At 66.4% G+C, this 17,193-nt stretch carries 19 protein-coding genes and 1 pseudogene; 7 read left to right on the top strand and 13 right to left on the bottom strand.

Features of this window, described 5'->3' with window-relative positions; translation table 11 throughout:
• Window positions 1-93: 93 nt before the first annotated feature.
• Window positions 94-981 carry an NAD(P)H-hydrate dehydratase gene (locus QFZ61_RS03310; RefSeq protein WP_373427121.1) on the bottom strand — a complete coding sequence of 296 codons (888 nt, stop codon included), beginning with the start codon at window positions 979-981 and terminating at the stop codon, window positions 94-96.
• On the bottom strand, window positions 965-1,735 hold the full coding sequence (locus tag QFZ61_RS03305) for a histidine phosphatase family protein (RefSeq protein ID WP_307033291.1): 771 nt from the start codon (window positions 1,733-1,735) through the stop codon (window positions 965-967). The genes QFZ61_RS03310 and QFZ61_RS03305 overlap by 17 nt, the downstream gene beginning before the upstream one ends.
• 155 nt (window positions 1,736-1,890) lie before the next feature.
• On the opposite strand from QFZ61_RS03305, the gene QFZ61_RS03300 reads away from it, so the two are divergent.
• Window positions 1,891-3,015, top strand: coding sequence for a glycerate kinase (locus tag QFZ61_RS03300; protein WP_307033289.1), 1,125 nt, complete (start codon window positions 1,891-1,893; stop codon window positions 3,013-3,015).
• A 71-nt stretch (window positions 3,016-3,086) separates the two neighbouring features.
• On the opposite strand, the gene QFZ61_RS03295 is transcribed toward QFZ61_RS03300, so the two are convergent.
• From QFZ61_RS03295 to QFZ61_RS03285, 3 genes are all read right to left on the bottom strand, one after another.
• Window positions 3,087-3,311, bottom strand: a complete 225-nt coding sequence (locus tag QFZ61_RS03295) for a DUF2188 domain-containing protein (protein ID WP_307033287.1) — start codon at window positions 3,309-3,311, stop codon at window positions 3,087-3,089.
• A gap of 121 nt (window positions 3,312-3,432) precedes the next feature.
• Window positions 3,433-4,143, bottom strand: coding sequence for a DUF6766 family protein (locus tag QFZ61_RS03290; protein WP_373427120.1), 711 nt, complete (start codon window positions 4,141-4,143; stop codon window positions 3,433-3,435).
• Window positions 4,144-4,145: 2 nt separating this feature from the next.
• Window positions 4,146-4,637, bottom strand: coding sequence for a DUF6328 family protein (locus tag QFZ61_RS03285; protein WP_307033285.1), 492 nt, complete (start codon window positions 4,635-4,637; stop codon window positions 4,146-4,148).
• Window positions 4,638-4,739: 102 nt separating this feature from the next.
• Here QFZ61_RS03285 and QFZ61_RS03280 point away from each other — a divergent pair, with 102 nt between their 5' ends.
• Both QFZ61_RS03280 and QFZ61_RS03275 read left to right on the top strand, forming a co-directional pair.
• A complete protein-coding gene (locus QFZ61_RS03280) occupies window positions 4,740-5,636 on the top strand; it encodes an SDR family oxidoreductase (RefSeq protein ID WP_307033283.1) in 897 nt (298 codons plus the stop codon).
• Window positions 5,637-5,701: 65 nt separating this feature from the next.
• Window positions 5,702-6,235, top strand: a complete 534-nt coding sequence (locus QFZ61_RS03275) for a hypothetical protein (protein ID WP_307033281.1) — start codon at window positions 5,702-5,704, stop codon at window positions 6,233-6,235.
• A gap of 123 nt (window positions 6,236-6,358) precedes the next feature.
• On the opposite strand, the gene QFZ61_RS03270 is transcribed toward QFZ61_RS03275, so the two are convergent.
• Complete coding sequence (locus QFZ61_RS03270) at window positions 6,359-7,714, bottom strand: uracil-xanthine permease family protein (protein WP_307033279.1); 1,356 nt, start codon at window positions 7,712-7,714, stop codon at window positions 6,359-6,361.
• 101 nt (window positions 7,715-7,815) lie between these two features.
• On the bottom strand, window positions 7,816-8,466 hold the full coding sequence (locus tag QFZ61_RS03265) for a class I SAM-dependent methyltransferase (protein ID WP_307033278.1): 651 nt from the start codon (window positions 8,464-8,466) through the stop codon (window positions 7,816-7,818).
• Window positions 8,467-8,589: 123 nt separating this feature from the next.
• Between QFZ61_RS03265 and QFZ61_RS03260 the strand changes: the two genes are divergently transcribed.
• A complete protein-coding gene (locus tag QFZ61_RS03260) occupies window positions 8,590-9,420 on the top strand; it encodes an alcohol dehydrogenase catalytic domain-containing protein (protein ID WP_307033276.1) in 831 nt (276 codons plus the stop codon).
• 66 nt (window positions 9,421-9,486) lie between these two features.
• Here the strand turns inward: QFZ61_RS03260 and QFZ61_RS03255 are convergent, their stop codons facing one another.
• The 6 genes and pseudogenes from QFZ61_RS03255 to QFZ61_RS03230 all read right to left on the bottom strand — a co-directional run bounded on the left by QFZ61_RS03255 (window position 9,487) and on the right by QFZ61_RS03230 (window position 14,288).
• Window positions 9,487-9,693 carry a hypothetical protein gene (locus tag QFZ61_RS03255; protein WP_307033274.1) on the bottom strand — a complete coding sequence of 69 codons (207 nt, stop codon included), beginning with the start codon at window positions 9,691-9,693 and terminating at the stop codon, window positions 9,487-9,489.
• Window positions 9,694-9,795: 102 nt separating this feature from the next.
• On the bottom strand, window positions 9,796-11,058 hold the full coding sequence (locus tag QFZ61_RS03250) for an NAD(P)/FAD-dependent oxidoreductase (RefSeq protein WP_307033272.1): 1,263 nt from the start codon (window positions 11,056-11,058) through the stop codon (window positions 9,796-9,798).
• A 127-nt stretch (window positions 11,059-11,185) separates the two neighbouring features.
• Window positions 11,186-11,692: a hypothetical protein gene (locus QFZ61_RS03245; RefSeq protein WP_307033271.1), complete on the bottom strand. Its 507-nt coding sequence runs from the start codon at window positions 11,690-11,692 to the stop codon at window positions 11,186-11,188.
• Window positions 11,693-11,901: 209 nt separating this feature from the next.
• Window positions 11,902-12,774: pseudogene (locus QFZ61_RS03240) on the bottom strand (HNH endonuclease); the annotation flags it as partial.
• Between the two features lie 221 nt (window positions 12,775-12,995).
• Window positions 12,996-13,769 (bottom strand): DUF222 domain-containing protein, encoded by a 774-nt coding sequence (locus QFZ61_RS03235; protein WP_307033269.1) that lies wholly within the window; start codon window positions 13,767-13,769, stop codon window positions 12,996-12,998.
• A 147-nt stretch (window positions 13,770-13,916) separates the two neighbouring features.
• On the bottom strand, window positions 13,917-14,288 hold the full coding sequence (locus QFZ61_RS03230) for a ClpX C4-type zinc finger protein (RefSeq protein ID WP_307033267.1): 372 nt from the start codon (window positions 14,286-14,288) through the stop codon (window positions 13,917-13,919).
• Window positions 14,289-14,556: 268 nt separating this feature from the next.
• Here QFZ61_RS03230 and QFZ61_RS03225 point away from each other — a divergent pair, with 268 nt between their 5' ends.
• The 3 genes from QFZ61_RS03225 to QFZ61_RS03215 all read left to right on the top strand — a co-directional run bounded on the left by QFZ61_RS03225 (window position 14,557) and on the right by QFZ61_RS03215 (window position 17,186).
• Window positions 14,557-15,690 (top strand): MFS transporter, encoded by a 1,134-nt coding sequence (locus tag QFZ61_RS03225; protein ID WP_307037971.1) that lies wholly within the window; start codon window positions 14,557-14,559, stop codon window positions 15,688-15,690.
• Window positions 15,691-15,700: 10 nt separating this feature from the next.
• The gene (locus QFZ61_RS03220) at window positions 15,701-16,441 is read left to right on the top strand and encodes a phosphotransferase (protein ID WP_307033265.1); all 741 of its coding nucleotides are present in this window, start codon (window positions 15,701-15,703) and stop codon (window positions 16,439-16,441) included.
• Between the two features lie 139 nt (window positions 16,442-16,580).
• Window positions 16,581-17,186, top strand: a complete 606-nt coding sequence (locus tag QFZ61_RS03215; protein ID WP_307033263.1) for a malonic semialdehyde reductase — start codon at window positions 16,581-16,583, stop codon at window positions 17,184-17,186.
• Window positions 17,187-17,193 lie beyond the last annotated feature (7 nt).

The following is a 17,193-nucleotide window of genomic DNA, read 5'->3' as shown; positions in this document are numbered from 1 at the left end:
GTACTCCTCACTGTTGAAGCTGCGGCGGCCGGACATACCCGGCCCTGCACCTCCAGAATAATCAGCATGCTTAGGATTAGTCCAGAACCCGGCTCAGCTGCTCAGTTCCACCATCAGCGGCGGCAGCTCGTCGCAGAGCTCGCGTGCCAGGTAGCCCAGTCCTCCCAGCCGGCTGGCAAGCCGGTCGCCGGCGGCTGCGTGCAGGTGCGAACCCCAGCAGGTGGCCTGCGCGTTGGTGGTTCCGCGGCCGCGCAGTCCAGCGATGGCGCCGGCCAGCACGTCGCCGCTGCCCGAGGTGCCCAGACCGCTGTGGCCGGTGGTGATCTCCCAGAGGCCCCCGCCGGGTTCGGCGATGACGCCCTGGCAGCTCACCACTGCCTGGTAGGTGTCGGCGATCTTTCGCACGTCCAGCTTCAGGTCCTCAATGTCCCGGCCCAGCAGAATACCCCCTTCGGCGGTGTTGGGGGTCAGGATCAGCCGGCCCGCCCACGGCTTCAGCTCGTCCGCCAGGTCGGGCAGGCAACCCAGGGCATAGGCGTCGAGCACGACGGCGGGACCGTCCTTGGGCTTGCCCTGTCCCGGCAGCAGCAGCCCCCTCAGCAACGCCAGGGCCTCGTCCTTGTCGTCCAGTCCCGGCCCGATCAACACGGCGTCCGCGGCGTCGAACTGGTCCGCGAGCAGGGAGGCCGCGGAACCTTTGACCGAACCCCGGGCGGTTTCCGGCAGGCCGACAACCCCGGATTCCGGGAAGGCTACGGCGAGCGGTACCGCGGTGGACTCGGCCACGGCCAGAGTCAGCCGGCCGGCCCCCGAGCGCAGGGCGGCGACGCCGGCGAGCAGGGCCGCGCCCGGGGTCTTGCGTGCGCCGCCGACCACCAGCACCGAGCCGCGGTCATTCTTGCCGGAACCGCCGCCGGGCAGCGGCCAGCCGCGCAGCAGGGTCGGTGTCACCAGCTCCGGTGTCTCAGCGCGGGTGGACACTGGCATCTCCTGCGTGCTCGGTGACGGGTACGCCGTGCGCCGTCAGATGGTCTGCCAGGTTGAAGCTCTCCAACTCCCAAGATCCCGTTCCGCCGGGCCGCACAAAGCGGCTGACCGAGGCGTTCAGGACACTGGTGGTGGCGGCGAGATCCAGCAACTCGGACTCGGTGAGCTGCTGCAGGATGTAGCGGAACAGCATGATCAAAGCGTCGTGGCAGACCAGCAGGACCTCCTCGCCGGGGTGCTCCCGGTCTAGCTCGGCCAGCAGCGACCGGAGCCGCAGCACCACGTCAGCCCATGATTCCCCGCCCGGCGGCCGGTAGTAGAACTTTCCGAGCCAGCGGCGGCGCTGGGCTTCTTCTGGAAACCGGGCTTCCACGCCGGCGGAGGTCAGCATGTCCAGGATGCCGAGTTCGCGGTCGCGGAGGCGCTCATCGAGCCCGATCTGCTGCCGCCACCCGCCGGTCTGCAGGGCAAGTTCTGCGGTCTGCCGGGCCCGGGCGTAGGGGGAGGACCACACGGCACCGCGACTCGCTTCGGGGACGCCCGCCAGCAACCGGCCCAGGGCCAGCGCTTGTTCCCGGCCGGTGCCGGACAGTCCGACGTCGGCGTCGCGCGCCGGAACGTTGATGACGTGGGCCCCCGCTTCCCGGGCCTGGGTGGCCGCCACGTTGCCTTCGCTTTCCCCATGCCGGATCAGCACGAGCCCTGTGATGCCGGTCCGGCTGCCGTCGGCGCTTCCGTTGCTGCCCACCGTTTCCTCCTGTGCTCTGCTCCCGGGGCGTCGGGCCGAAAGTGCAACGGCCGCCGCCGGGAGGTTACCGGGTGTGCGGAAGTGCCCACGTTACTACCGTGCCCTTGCCTTGTCGCGGTTCCGGAGTGTCGGCCCCGGCTGGCAGGATGGAGCCCATGCGCATCCTGATCGCCCCCGACAAGTTCAAGGGCTCCCTGACCGCGGCTGAGGCCGCTGCCGCCATGGCCGAAGGCGCACTGCGCGTCTATCCAGAGGCAGACGTTGTCCAATTTCCCGTCGCAGACGGCGGCGAGGGCACGCTGGAGGCGGCCGTCGCCGCCGGATACGAGGAACGCCTGAACGCCGTCGTCGGGCCGATCCTGGCGCCGATCGGTGCAGCCTGGGCGATCCGCAAGGACGCCTTTGGCGGGGCGACAGCCGTCATCGAAACGGCGCAGGCCTCCGGCCTTGCTCACATGGAACCGACGCCCGCGAACGCCTTGCGTGCCCACAGTTACGGCTGCGGGCAGCTAATCGCGGCAGCGCTGGACGCCGGCGCTACTGAGATCGTCCTGGGCGTGGGCGGCTCGGCCATGACCGACGGCGGGAGCGGCGCCCTACGCGCCCTGGGCCTGAAACCTGTGGACGCGGCGGGGAATGTGGTTCCCCTTGGCGGCGGCTCGCTCGGGGAGGTGGCCGCCGTGGATCTCAGCGGCCTGGACCCGCGGCTGACGGCAGTGAACCTCCGGATCGCGGTGGATGTGCAGAATCCGCTCTATGGACCCGAGGGTGCAGCCCACGTTTTCGGTGCGCAAAAGGGTGCCGATGCTGACGCCGCGGAACGGCTCGACGCCGGGCTGCGTAACTGGGCCTCGGTGCTGAGGGAGGCGAGCGGCCGTGACGTCAATGTCCCGGGCGCGGGCGCCGCCGGCGGCTTCCCGGCGTCGTTCCTGGCCTTCAGCAACGCCTCCCTCGAGGGCGGCTTCGAGCTTGTCGCGGGGCTGACCGGGCTGGCCGACAAACTCGGGAAAGCTGACCTGGTCATCACCGGGGAGGGGTCGCTCGATTCCCAGTCGTTGACCGGTAAGGCACCGATCGCCCTCGCGGACGCAGCCCGGGCACAGGGCATCCCGGTGATCATGGTCGCCGGCAGGATCCTGGTTTCGCCGGAGGACCTGGAGCGTCACGGCGTGGTTGCGGCTGCGCAACTCCTCGACGTCGCACCGAGTGCGGCGGAGTCCGTGGCCAACGCGGGAAAGTACCTGGCCTGGACCACCAGCCAAGTGCTCGAAGGCGCGTGAACCGCTCCTAGCCGCCGGACGTGCGGGTGGCGGGGCCGGCCAGCCGGCCGCCCTCGCCACCGCAGGCGCCGCTAGCCCGGAACGTTCGCCGGGTCGTTGCCGTAGCTGTTCTTGCTGGCGATCTGCCCATCCTGGTTCTTGATGATGTGCTCGACCTTGTCGCGGCGGGCGGCTTCTCGGCCCTCCGCGACTGCCTCGTCTTTGGTTCCGCCGGTCGAAAAGGCGCGGCTGGTTCCTTCGCGCTTGTTCTTCCACTCGCCGTCTTCGTAGTACGTCTCGATATCACCTTGGGGCATCGGAGGCTCCTTGTCCGTCGTGGTTTGGCTTACATCTGCTTACTTTGGTCACGCTACACAAAGGCAGCCGCGTAACGAGGCAACTGCGCCGCGATGCGGTGACGACACCCGTGTGGCGCGCTTAGGCGCCGGTTTCATAATGCGGTTGGGCGACCGGCTTGGATTCCGGTGAGCCCTTCTCGCGCAGGTAGACCGAGGCGCCGACGAGCACTGCGACGGCGAGGAATTCACTTTGCCAGTTCTGGAACGACTCGAACCAGAACCTGCTGGTCGCGAAATAGCCCCACACGGTGACGGGGGGCTGGCCGTGGGCCTGCTGCTCCTCGCTGTACTCCTGGCTACCGCCGATCGCATGGAGCGCGACGGAGGCCAAAAACAGCAACAGGAACATGATCGAAAGCGAGTGCTCGTACAGCTTCAGCACCCACCCGCCCCGGCGTACCGGCCATGGCGTGGCAGCCTTGAGGGTGGCGTTACGCGGGTCCTCGTCCTGGGGCGCGTTCTTTCCCATCGGTTTGGACTCCGAGGAGCCCTTCTGGAAGAGGAACACGGTCAGGATGACGTACATGCCCATCTGCAGGAACTCCGATTCCCAGTTCTCAAAGGTCGCCTCCAGGAAGGCGCCTGTGCCCAAGTACTCGAAGATGCTGACGGCGGGCTGGCCGTGGGAGAGCTGGTCCTCGCTGTAATCGGCTGCTCCGCTGATGATCATGCCGATGAAGAAGGCCGCAAAAAGTCCGATGTTGGCCAACAACAGTCCATGCTCTTTCGCCCATTTGCGCATCTTTGCTCCCGACGACGGTTCAACGGTGTGGATTGCGGTGTCTGCCACGGCTAGTCCTGCCCTGTGTGGTTGCGAAGCCGGTTGGGGATCAGGACCAGCAGGACCAAGAGTACGGCCAGGAGTGCGACGCCGGCCGTAAGCCCTGCGGCCCGTCCGGCTGTCACGTCGAAAACCAGCGTCGAGGTGCCTACGCTCAGAAGTGCGACACCGGTCAGCGCCAGCTTCGTGATCCTGTCGGCGCTCGACACCAGGGTTGCCTTGAGCCCCTTGCGGAAGAGCCGGCGGTGCACGCTCACCGGCAGCAGGATCAGCGCGGTGGTGAGCGCTGCGATGACGACATTCGAGAGGTACAAAGACAGCTCAAAGCTGTCCAGCGTCTCAAACCGGCTCTGGAAGGGAAGGGTCAACAGGAAACCGGCCAGAATCTGAACCCCGGTCTGGAGCACCCGGAGCTCCTGCAGCAACTCCCCCCAGTTGCGGTCCATCTTCTCGTCGAAGGTCTCATCCCGTCCCCCGCGGCGGGTTTCTTCAGCCTCTGGCATCGGTGCTCCTCGTTCAAGTTTCCAGATAGTACTAAGCTTACTGACGATTTTCGGGTACGGTGGAGGAACAGGAAAACCGACACGTTTGGGTAGGTGGACTAATTGAGCGACTCAAAGCAGCAAGACCAGCCGACAGACCCCCGGGGCGGGTACTACTCCGGATCCTTTCCGGAGCAGGTACAGGAACAGCCCGGACTGACAGCGCCCATGGAGCCAAAGCCGGACCACGGCGAGGAAAGCTATGAAGGCAGCCGGGCCCTTGAAGGAAAGGCGGCGCTGATCACCGGAGGGGACTCCGGAATCGGTAAAGCGGTGGCCATTGCGTTCGCCCGCGAAGGCGCCGACGTCGCCATCTCCTACCTTCCCGAAGAAGAAGACGACGCTCAGGACACCGCCGAATGGATCCGCAAAGCAGGCCGCAGGGCGCTGTTGCTGGCAGGCGACGGGCGCAATGAGGACTTCTCGGCCAAGATTGTGGACGACGCGCTCGCGGAGTTCGGCCGGCTGGACGCCCTGGTACTCAACGCCGGCTACCAGAAGAACCGGGACAGCCTCGAATCCCTGCCCACCGAGGAATTCGACCGGGTCTTCAAGACCAACCTGTACTCCCTTCTCTGGACCGCCCGTGCCGCGGTCCCGCACTTGAAGCCGGGGTCGTCCATCATTACGACGGCGTCGATCCAGGCCTTCAACCCCTCGCCGGAGCTTGTTGATTACGCCATGACCAAGGCTGCGCAGGTGGCCTTCACCAAGGCCCTCGCCCAGGAGCTGGGACCCAAGGGTATCCGGGTCAACGCCGTGGCGCCGGGACCCATCTGGACCCCGCTGATTCCGGCCACTGAATGGCCGGACAAGCTTCCCAGCTTCGGTCAGGACACGCCCCTGCAGCGGGCCGGACAGCCCGCTGAACTGGCCCCGGCCTACGTGTTGCTGGCATCCGACCACGGCTCCTACATCTCCGGCGCCGTGCTGCCGGTAACTGGCGGCAAGGGCCTCTAGAACAGGCTCTTGCGAACTCGCTATCCAGATTCAACTGACCAAATGCCCGATTGCAGGAGGAACCCATGACTCAGGACAACCAGCAGGATCGCGTCGTCGAGGAAGAAGCCGGCGGCTACGGAACCCCGACAGCCGAGCAGGAACTCCCGGACGGCGACGCAAAGTCCTTCACGCAGCCCCGGGACGAAGAGGCCTTCGACGCCGCGGGCCTGAACCAGGACAGCCCGGACGGAGAAACCTACCCCGCCGGGGCTCCCGATCTCAGCCAGTTCGGTGCCGAAGACCAAGACAGTGCAGGAGAACCCGGAGCGGGACGCTTCGGAGGAACGGAGGAACAAATGAGCGCAGAGAACGAAAGCACCGAAGCAGGATTCGAGCAGGGCGACCAAACGGCGGCTGAAAACGGCGGCGCGGTGCCCTCATCGGAAGCGGACATGGACCAGTCCAACACGGAGGAACCGGATTCGGACCGCCCGTTCTCCTCGGAGTCCGGCCAGGACGCCGCTGGAATCCCCGACGGCAGCGGCACCGATCTGCCGGACGAGAAGGCGCCGAAGGACCGGGACGGCGACGATGAGGAATCTTTCAACGCCGGCTAAACCCGTCGCGGACAGCTGAAGGCCGGGCGCCCTCCCACCAACTGGGGGAAGGGCCCCGGCCTTCTTGGTAATGGCTGGGCACTGCCGCTTGGCAGAGCCTGTCAGTGCTACGTCCGTGCTACGTCAGCGCCGTTTCTTCGGGGAGCGTTTCGCTGCGGCGTTGACAGCAGCGCGGGCGGCCGCCACGGGCGTGCTGGCTTCGGTCTCCGGCTCGGCCACGGTGCCGCGGGCCTTCGCAATGGCTTTCATGCCGTGGTAGATGACCAGGGCGGCGGCCGACCCGAGGGCGATGCCGGTGAACTTCAAGTCGCCGATGGTCCAGGTGTAGTCGGCGATACCAATGATCAGGGCCACTGCGGCGGTGGTGAGGTTGACCGGGTTGGAGAAGTTGACCTTGTTCTGCACCCAGATTTTGACCCCCAGGATGCCGATCATGCCGTAGAGCATGGTGGCGGCCCCGCCGAGCACGCCGGCCGGGACGGTGGCAATGAGTTCGCCGAACTTCGGCGAGAAGCTGAGCACGACGGCGAAGATGCCCGCCACCCAGTACGCCGCAGTCGAATAGACCTTCGTCGCGGCCATCACACCGATGTTTTCGGCGTAGGTGGTGGTGCCGGAACCGCCGCCCAGACCGGCAAGGACGGTTGCGGCACCGTCGGCCATGAGCGCGCGGCCGGAGACGCCGTCGAGGTTTTGGCCGGTCATGGCGGAAACGGACTTTACGTGGCCGATGTTTTCGGCCACGAGCACCAGCACGACAGGCACGAAGAGGCCGACGACGCCGAGGTGGAATTCGGGGGTCTGGAAATGCGGGAGGCCGATCCAGGCGGCGGAGTCGACCTTGGCGAAGTTGATCTCGCCGCGGACCATGGCGACCAGGTAGCCCACGACGACGCCGACCAGGATGCTCAACCGTCCCAGGATGCCCCGGAAGAAGACGCTGACGACGATGATCACGGCGAGCGTGACCAGGGCGGTGACCGGGGCGGCGTCGAAGTTGTTCTTGGCCGCCGGAGCCAGGTTCAGGCCGATGAGGCCGACAATGGCGCCCGTGACGATCGGCGGCATGAGGCGGTTGATCCAGCCGGCGCCGAATTTCTGCACGATGGCCCCGATGACGGCCAGTCCGACACCGGCCAGCACCACGCCGCCCAGCGCCCCCGGGATCCCGAACTGCTGCTGCGATGCCATGATCGGGGCGATGAAGGCGAAGGAGGAGCCGAGGTAGCTGGGAACGCGGCCCTTGGTGATAACCAGGAACAGCAAGGTGCCGATGCCGGAGAAGAACAAGGTGGTGGCGGGCGGCATGCCGGTGATGATCGGAACCAGGAAGGTGGCGCCGAACATGGCCACCACATGCTGCATGCCGACGCCGATGGTCAGCGGCCACGTGAGGCGCTCATCCGGCCGGACGACCTCGCCGGGGCGGATGGACTTGCCGTTTCCGTGGATCTTCCAGTTGGTGCCGAGCATGCTCATGGCAGTGAGCCTTTCAAGATGGTGTGGCGGGGCCGGGAAGGAATCTTCCGGTGCCACTTTACCGCGCGGACCGCGCCCGGCCGACGGTCCTTCCCCGTCGCCTAGACCTTCGGTTTGCTCATGACCAGGGCCGCCTGCGGGTGTTTTTCCGTTCCCCGCGCCGCCCGGAGCAGCTGCATCTCCGGAACGAAGCCTTGTCCCGCGAACCGAAGTCCGACGTCGTCCGGCCGGTGCAGTTCCAGCCGAAGTTCAACGTCATGCCCGTAGGCGCGTTGGAGCGTCCGGTGGCCGCTGCCCACGTGAAAGGCGACAAGCGCCAGCCCGCCGGGACGGAGCACCCGCCAGAACTCGCGGGCAGTCCCCGAGAGAGCGGCCGGGGCGGAGTGAATGATCGAGTACCAGGCGAAAACGCCGTCGACGGCGGCGTCCGCCACCGGAAGCTCAGCCAGGCCGCCCACCGCGAAGGTGAGCCGCGGATGGAGGCGTTGCGCCGTGCGAACCATGCCTGGCGAGAGGTCGACTCCGGTGACCTGTAGCCCCGCGCCGCTCAGGTACGCACTCATGCGTCCGGTGCCGCATCCGGCGTCAACCACTCTGTGCCCGGCCGCTCCGCGTAGCCGTGCTGAAAACTCGTTGATCAGAGCCAGGTCTTCGGGCGCCTCGAAGCTGGTGTCCGGAAGGACGGCCGCGTACGTCTCGGCAACCATGTCGTAGACGGTCCGAACGCGGGCCAGGTTTCCGGAGTTCTCCATCGCCCGAGCCTACCGAGGACACCGGCATGACCTTGGACCCTGCCGGCATCTGGGCTGTGGGACCACGCTGGTAAGCGAAGCAGCCGGTGATGCGGTCCTGAGAACCCCGGAGAGGATGTCCGCGTGGGAGATAAAGCGCTGCGGCGGCTTACGGGGTGGGCTGCTGTCGGGATGGCAGGCGGATCCGGCACCTCACGCGCCGGGCAAGGGGCTGGGCCGGGCGAGTACCGCTGCGTGGTTGCCCTCCGCCGGGGTGGGCCGGAAGTGCTGGAAGTGGTTGTCCGTCAGCTCAGGGACCCACGGCGGGGCGAAGTCAGGGTGCGGGTGGAAGCCAGCAGCGTCAGCGCAGTGGACGTGCAGGCGCGCCGGGGATTATCGACTTATCCGCCGCGGTTCCCGTTTGTTCCCGGCTACGCCGTGGTGGGTGAGGTGGATGCCGTCGGGAGCGGCGTGACCGCAGTTGCTCCGGGGGACCGGGTGGTGGTGCTGACGGAGCGTGGCGGGTACGCCGAGTACGTCTTTGTGCGGCGGTACCCCATGATGCATGTCCCCCGTGGACTGGACGCGGGCGAGGTGGTGGCCGTGGCGCTCAATTATCTGGTCGCACACCAGGTGCTCTCTCGGGTGGCAGGCGTCCAGCGGGGGCAGGCTATTCTCGTCACCGGTGCCGCCGGCGGGATTGGCACAGCGCTGGTGCAGCTGGGGTTACTGCTTCAGCTGACAATGTACGGTGTCGAAACCGGGGCAAAGGATCCCTGGCTCGTCGCAAACGGCGTAATACCTCTTGGGGTGCGGGGGCAGGCCGCGGTGGAGACGCTGCGCCGCGCGGAACCGAAGGGAGTGGACGCCGCGCTGGACGGACTGGGCGGCGATTGGGTGGACTCCGGCTTGGCCGCTCTGCGGCACGGCGGCGTGCTCGTGGAGTACGCCAATCCCGGCAGTCCCGCCGCCTGAGCCGGGTTTCGACGACGACGCCGTATCGCTGGCGCCGCTGAACGCCCCCGACCCGTAGCGGCTGCGCTAGCGGTCGTCGCGGCTCTGGAACTCCTCATCGAGTTCATAATGCCGGAACTCCGTCTCGGGGTTGGGCTCTCCCTCAATAACAACTTCGTAGTCGAGTTGGCGTTGGATCTGGCTGTCGAGGACCTGCAACTGCTGGTCTCCGACATCTGTGAGATCTTCCGGAAAATCTTCCTCTGGGGTGAGATGCAGGTTCTCGGCCATCATGCCCTCCTTGCGCCACGCCGGAGTTAATTTCCGGCTTCGAAAGCAAAATCCTACAGGTGCCAGCGCGAAATTACTCAGGCCACGGGTAACAATGAAGTTGTCCTAGCGGCCGAGCTGAGGACGCCGTTCTGTCCCGCCGACCACCACCTGGGCCGGGCTGTGGAGGATGTAGCCGTTGAGCCAGGAGAAGAGGGCGCGGACCTTCTGTTGCGTTCCGGACAGGAGGGCGAGGTGGACCAGGAGCCATGAGACGAAAGCCAGCGGTCCCTGAAGCTGGAGGCGCTTGCGGCCGATCTCGGCGACGGCGGCGCCCCGCCCGATCATCGCCATGTACCCCTTGTCGAGATAACGGAAGGGCTGCCGGGTACCTCCGTTGAGGTCCGCGTAAATGTTTTTGCCGGCCCATTTCCCGGCCTGCTGGGCCACGGACCCCAGCTGAGGCAGCTTGGCGCCGGTCGCGTCGGTGATGTTGGCTGCGTCGCCGAGGACGTAGACGCCCTCAACATCAGGGGCGGTCAGGTCCGAGTGAACGTCGATGCGGCCTCCCTTTCCTTGGCTCAGGCCGGACTGGGCGAGCAGGTCACCGCCCTTGAGGCCACCGGCCCAGACCACCATCCGGCTGGGGATGTCAGTGCCGTCTGCCAGTGTCACGCCGTCGGCGCGCACCTCGGTGACCCCGACTCCCATGTGCAGTTGCACGCCGATCTTCAGCAGCCGCTCCGTGGTGTACTCCTGGGACTTCGACGAAAACATGTTTAGGACACTGGGAACCATGTCCACCAGGTGCACGCGGCACCGAGCGGCGAGCTCGGGGGAGAAGTACTTGGTCACCACGAACTTGATGTTTTCCGCCATCGCCCCTGCGGTTTCCACACCCGTCGGGCCTCCGCCGACCACGACCACTTCGACCGGGACGTCGGGCTCCCGATCGGCCTGGTCAAGTAACCGGGTCAGGCTGGTTCCGAGCGCGGTCGCATCAGTGATCGAATACAACGGCAAGGCGTGCTCTTCAGCGCCTGAAGTGTTGAAGAAGTTCGGCACGGCGCCCACTGCTATCACCAGAATCTGGGCCTGTAGCGTGTCGCCGTCGGCGGTGGTGACGGTGTGGTTAGCGACGTCGACGGCGGCCACCTCCGCGGTCATCACCCGCACGCTTGGGAGCTTGCGGAAGACCGACCGGATGGGGCGGGTAACGGCAGAAACCCCGATCTGCGAGGTGGCCACCTGGTACAGGAGGGGCTGGAATTGATGGTAGTTGTTGGAGTCGATGAGCAGTACGCGCACACCTTTTCGACCCAGTTCCTTGGCAGCCGAAAGGCCTGCGAATCCGGAACCGACCACGATGACCTGATAGGTATCTTCCATCTGAGCAACCTACTCCTCCTGAGGCCCGGGCAACAGTGCCCAAGCGCCAGACAGAAAGGACCAGCCAGGTCAGCCGAACGACCCGCGGCCGCGACTTCGGCTTACCGCAGCTGAGGATTTTGGATTATTACCGCCCCTGATGCCGACTTGAACGGCGAAGGGCCGCACGGGCCGCTGCGGCCGCGAGGGCGATGGCGGCAGCTGCCGCGACGAAACCCAGCAACGTAAGCGGACGGACGCCCGCACCGCCCCGCGGGTGGGCGGCGTCGTCGATCGCTTCTCGTTGAGCCGCTTTTGTGGCGGGGCCGGCTTCCGGATCCTCGGTGTCGCTTTCCGACCTGAGTTGACGGCGGTCACGGAGGATTTCCTCCACTTTTGGGTCGGGAGCGTTGGTGATGCTGTCCGCGGCAACGGCGGCAGGGAGGTCCACGATATAGGGCTTCCCGTAGGCGGCCTCGGACGCCACAGCATCGACCCACAGGTCCGGCTGCCTGGGCAGGCCACGGTCCGCGAACGCCTTGGTGAGCATTGTCTTCACCTCGGCAAGCGACTTGCCTCGGGCACGTCGGACAACATCAAAGATGGCCAGCTGCTGCTGCACTCTGTCCGGGTTTGCCGGGGTAGGGCTCTGCACGGCTGTACTTCCTCTCTGTTGACGGCTCTCAGGCCAGGGCGCGAGATACCGGTTGTTGCATTCCAACCTATCTGAGCCGTCCTGCGTGTACATTCACCTCCGGCCAGTCTGGAGCATCGGCCGCTCCCCGGCAATGGTGACTGTCTGCCCGCGCTCGTCATGTAGAAAGGGATGGCAGTACCTCTAAGACGCTTTCCCGCCAGCTGCCGTCATGAGCGGAAGTAGTGGTTTTGTCTTGGTGTTTGGCGTGGGTCGAGGTGGGGTGGCGGGATGAACCACGGGACGCCGCTTCGCAGTTGGATGGTCCAGGCTTCTTTGTGGATCAGGTGATGGTGGTGGGAGCAGAGCAGGGTTCCGTTGTCGGTTCCGGTGGTGCCGCCGCGGGACCAGTAGGTGATGTGGTGGGCTTCGCACCAGGACGCGGGGATGGTGCAGCCGGGGAAGGTACAGCCCTGGTCGCGGGCAGTGAGGGCTTTGCGGATGTGGGGCGGGAAGACCCGGCTGGCGCGGCCGATGTCCAGGACCCGGCCTTGGGAGCCGAGCAGGACGGGGATGATGTCCGCGTCGCAGGCGATCTTGCGGATCGTTGAGGCCGTGACAGGTCCGGTGAACGCCAGGGTCCCGGTTCCGGTGAACCCTAACGGCCCGGCCCCGCCGCAGCTGACCCGGGACCCCAAGCCGGTGGTGTTGCCGCCGTTGCGGAAGCTGAATTCCTTACCGCCCTCGGCGCTTTGGCCGGTGTCCCACCCGAAGCCTTGGCCGAAGCTGAATCCGTTACCGCTCTCCGCGTTGGTGGTGGTGACGCTGTTGCCGAAGCTGAATCCGTTACCGTCACCGGCGTTGGTGGTGCCGCTGTTGCCGAAGGTGAACGCGTTACCGTCACCGGCTCCCGGCGCCTCGGTTGTCCCGGCTGTGGCTGTTGTGTCGGCAGCTGTATTGGTGGTGGTGTTTTGGAGGCGGTCGAGGAGGTCACGGTAGTCGATGGTGACCATGACCTGGGGCCGGAGTCCGCCGGTGGCGGGCATCCCGCCGGAGGCGAGGGCGACTTTGGAAGCGCCGACAAGACCGTCGAGGAGTTTCTGCGGCCGCGACCGCCAGTCCAGACCCGGAACGAACACATCCTGCTCGGCCCGGTCACCTGCGTACCCAGCCCCAACGGCGCCAGCGGTGCCAGCTCCTCCTGTCGCGGCGCCCGCGGTGCCGGTTGCCGGGGTGCCGGTGCCGGTTGCCGCCCGGGTGCCGGTTCCTGCCGTTTCTTTGGTACTGGTGGCGGGGTTGGGGGTGCGGGGGTTGGTGGCGGTGTTCATTGCGGTGAGGAGGTGTTCGAACTGTTCGTTGGTCGCGAAGATCTCCAGGTGCTGCAACCCGTGGCGGGGCCGGCGGATGAACACGCCCTGAAGTTGGCGCAGGAGCTCCTCGGAAGGTTCTCCGCCGTCCTGGTCGATGCCGTCCACCAGCGCCGGGCCAGACGGGACAGGAAGTCCGGGTCATGCTCGGCCGCGGCGCAGGTCAGGGAGTGTTCCATCCGCGCCGCGGTCTCCGCATCACACAGCGGCCGGACCCGCTCCAACGCCTGGTTGATAATCGTCGCTGACCGGGTCGGGACGTCCCCGGCAGCGAACGCATCCCCAAGTTCCTCATGCACCGCAGGCAGCCGGTCCCCGGTGATCCCGGTGCGCGGCAGCACGGTGCGGGCCAGGGACAGGCGGCGGTGCGCTTCGGCGGCGCTGATCTGCAGCCGGTCCCGCAGGAAGTCCTCGGTCCGGCGGTACCCGTCTTCCCCGGCCGGGACCGCGTCCGGGGCGGACGTGCGGGTCCGGTCCACCGCGCCGGCGGCCATAACCTGCAGGTACTCCAGGGCACGGCCGGCTTCCTCGATCTGCCCCGCGTACGCCGCCGCAGCGCGGAAGCCCAGCCCCGCGGTGTCCGTGGCAGCGGTTGCCGTCAGCTCACGCAACTGGCCCAGCACATCATCCAACAATGGAGTCGTCGGCCCAATCTCCAGCGGCGGGGCGCATCGGCCATCACTCGCCGGCCGGGTGGCCGGTGAAAAGGTGACCGCTGCGCTGGTTCCCATGAACCAATCCTGCCGCAGACCTATGACAATAATTGCGGCAGCCGCCTAACGTCGGCGTCAGTCCGGGGCTGATAATTTGGCGACCCCGCGAACTCCCGGTAACTCCGGAATTCCTGAACTGCGGAAGCGTCAATTATTGCCGCTGGCTCAGTCCATGGTTTTGAACCGTTCCCAGGCGGTTTGCCGGGTGATGCCCAATGCCTCGCCGATCCGGGACCAGCTGATACTCCGCTCCCTTGCTGCGAGCACCCAGCGTTTGAGCTGATCATCGAGCTGCGCACCCACGCGCGAGACCTCCGGCAGGTGCTCGAGGATTTCGGCATCGCTTAGACGGTCCCAAGCCGGCCCGAGCGAACGGTCCGAAGTGGTTGCAGCGTCGGGCGCGCCCAGCAGTTGCCGGGCTTTCGCCACGCACTGTTCACAGATACAGACGCCCGGACCCGCTACGAGCCGCCGGTCGGGGGCTGGCCCGAGACCGCAGAAGGAGCAAAAAGGGCGTTCCGGGTCGTGCTTGTGCATTGATACTCCTTCGGGCGCCGTTGACAGCGTCAGGCTTAACCTGACACTGTCAGGTGTGACCTTACGCAAAGCTGGCGATACCAAGAATAGCCGCTCCGGCCGGAACCGGGAGGACCGAGGCCCCGATCCTGCCCGGGTACTTCTCCGTGGCCCTTTTCGCAGCCTCTTTATAGCGACCATCGGCGACGGGATTGGTGACGACGTCGTCCGATCAGTGCTGCCCGTCGTCGCGGTGGCTGTCCTTGGCGCTAGCGCCTTATAAGCTGGCATCCTCAACGCCCTTAGCATGGCCGCTTTCTTGTTCATGGGCGTGCCGGCGGGCGTCCTGGTGGACCGTCGGCGCCGGAAGCCGGTCCTGATCGGCGCCAACCTTGTCCGGGCGGTTGCTGTGCTGACGGTACCCCTGGCTTTTGCGTGGGGATCCCTGAGCCTTTGCCAGCTGTTCCTCGTTGCCGCCATCGTCAGTACTGCCGACGTCTTCTTTACCGCTGCCCACTCGGCGGTAATGCCTACACTCCTAGCCGGTCAGCAGCTCGGCCGGGGCTACGCCCATATCCAGGCCGTCCAAAGTGGGCTGGCGGTTACGGTCCCTGGACTAGTTGGAGTGCTCATCAGGGTGTTGGCTCTGCCGGTGGTTCTGGTCATTTCCGGTGTGGCCTACCTATTCTCGGCCGCCGTAACCTGCTGGCTGCCCGAACCGCAGAAGGCCCCGTCCGCGGGTCCCGCCGGTTTCTGGGCCGAGGCTGGCCATGGCGCGTCGTTCGCGCTCAAGCACCCCCTTGTGCGGACACTGATGGTTTCAGTGGCGCTGCTCAACGCGGCCGGCATGTGGGGGGCTGGTGCGAAGGTCGTCTATATTCTCAAGACTCTCCACCTATCGGTCGACCAGGTGCTGGCCCTTGGTACCGTGTCCGCCGCCGGTGGCCTGCTGGCTTCGTTGCTGGCCACGGGCGTCACCAGCCGCTTGGGAATCGGGAGGACGAAGATCATCGCCGGGCTGGCCGGTGCGGCTTGCATGGTCCTCGTTCCGGCAGCCCCTTCCATGGGACTGGAGGCCGTCTTCTGGGTCGGCTTGTCAGGGTTCGGCTGGTCCTTTTTCGTGGTGTTGACCGGTCTGGCGGGAGCCGGCATTCTGCCCCGGCTTATCCCGCCCGGGCTGACGGGCAGGGTCATGTCCACAAACCGCCTGGTCACCCTGGGCGTGATGCCGGTTGCCAGTCTCACGGGTGGCTACCTGGCGCTTCTTGCTGGAGAGGCACCTGTACTTTGGACAGCAGCTTTGATCGCGGCATCCTCGGCTTTGCCGGTCATCCTGTCACCGCTGAGGAGCTGGACGGTATTCCCGGAAGAGATCGACGTCGGCGGGGCCGGACGCGCTGAACCGGCGCCCTCCGTGCTCTAGATTTGGTTCGGTGGCGAACGAAGAAATCCTGACCGGCGGTAATTCCAGCGTTGTGGTGCGGGTTGGGGATACCGTACGCAGGAACTCCGGACCGTGGACGCCGGCCGTGCACGCGCTGCTGGACGCACTGCACGCTGCCGGAGTCACCGGCGTTCCGGTGGCCGCAGGCCTGGACGATCTGGGCCGCGAAGTCCTTTCCTTTCTGCCGGGCGAGACCGTGCAGTATCCGCTGCCGGCGTGGGTTTGGCACCCAGCGATCCTCGCGGAGGCTGGGAAACTGCTCCGGCAGTTCCATGACGCCAGCGTTGATTTGGTCCGCACCCGGCTGACCTGGCAGCTGGCGAGCCACGAACCGATTGAAGTGGTCTGCCACAACGACTTCGCCCCGTACAACATGGCGTTCGAGGACCGGAAGCTTGCCGGTGTCTTTGATTTCGACGCGGCCTCACCCGGCCCGAGGATCTGGGACTTCGCTTACCTGGCTTACCAGCTGGTCCCGTTGATCCGTGGAACAGGACCCGGCGAACCGGAGGCAGCGGAGAAACTTCCCCGCCTCAATGACCTCATAGCGGTGTACGGCCGCCCGTTTACGCACCGGGAGGTGTTCGAAACCCTTGCAGTTCGGCTTCTTGAACTTGCCGAATACTCTGACAGACGTGCGGCCGAGACCGGACGGACCGAACTCAATGATCATGCGGCCATGTACCGAGGCGACAGCGCCCGGATGGCCCGGCTCGCGGAGGACGCGTGAGCCGGGACTTTGGTTAGGGGTGCAACGCCTGTGGTCGAGGTCACGCGCCGCGCGGGGAAGCAGCCGCGGCCGGCCCCGGTTGAACCAGAGACAACACCAATCGCGCCCGGGACCGGGCGAGCCAGGGAAAGAGACCAGAATGACGATCGCCCATGAAGAAGCAGTAATCGACGCCGCAGCCGTCGACGCCATCTTTGCCGAGGCACGCACTGCCAACGCCTTCACCGGAGACGTCACGGACGAGCAGGCCCGCGCCATCTATGAACTCACGAAGTTCGGTCCCACCGCCTTCAACTCCCAGCCGCTGCGGGTGACCTACGTGCGCTCGGACGACGCGCGGGCGACCCTCGTGGAGGCACTTTCCGCTGGCAACCGTGCGAAGACGGCGTCCGCGCCGCTGGTTGCTATCCTCAGCACCGACACGGCCTGGCACGAGCAGTGGGACAACTTCCTCCCCGGCTACGGCGCGCCAAAGGCCATGTACGACGCCTCCCCGGAGCTCGCCGCGGCTACCGGCAACAACAACGCGCATCTGCAGGCCGGCTACTTCATCCTGGCGGTCCGCTCGCTCGGGCTTGCGGCGGGACCGATGACCGGCGCCGACTTCGGCAAGATCGACGCCGCCTTCTTCCCCCGCGGCGGCCAGAAAAGCTTCATGGTGGTTAACATCGGCCAGCCCGCCGAGAACGCCTGGGGCGCCCCCAAGCCCAAGTTCGCCTACGAAGACGTGGTGCAAACCGTCTAGCGCTGCA

The sequence above is a fragment of the Arthrobacter sp. B3I4 genome, assembly GCF_030816855.1.
Lineage (GTDB): Bacteria > Actinomycetota > Actinomycetes > Actinomycetales > Micrococcaceae > Arthrobacter.
The sequence above is the reverse complement of the archived record's forward strand: the minus strand, read 5'-3'. Positions and strand labels throughout refer to the sequence as shown.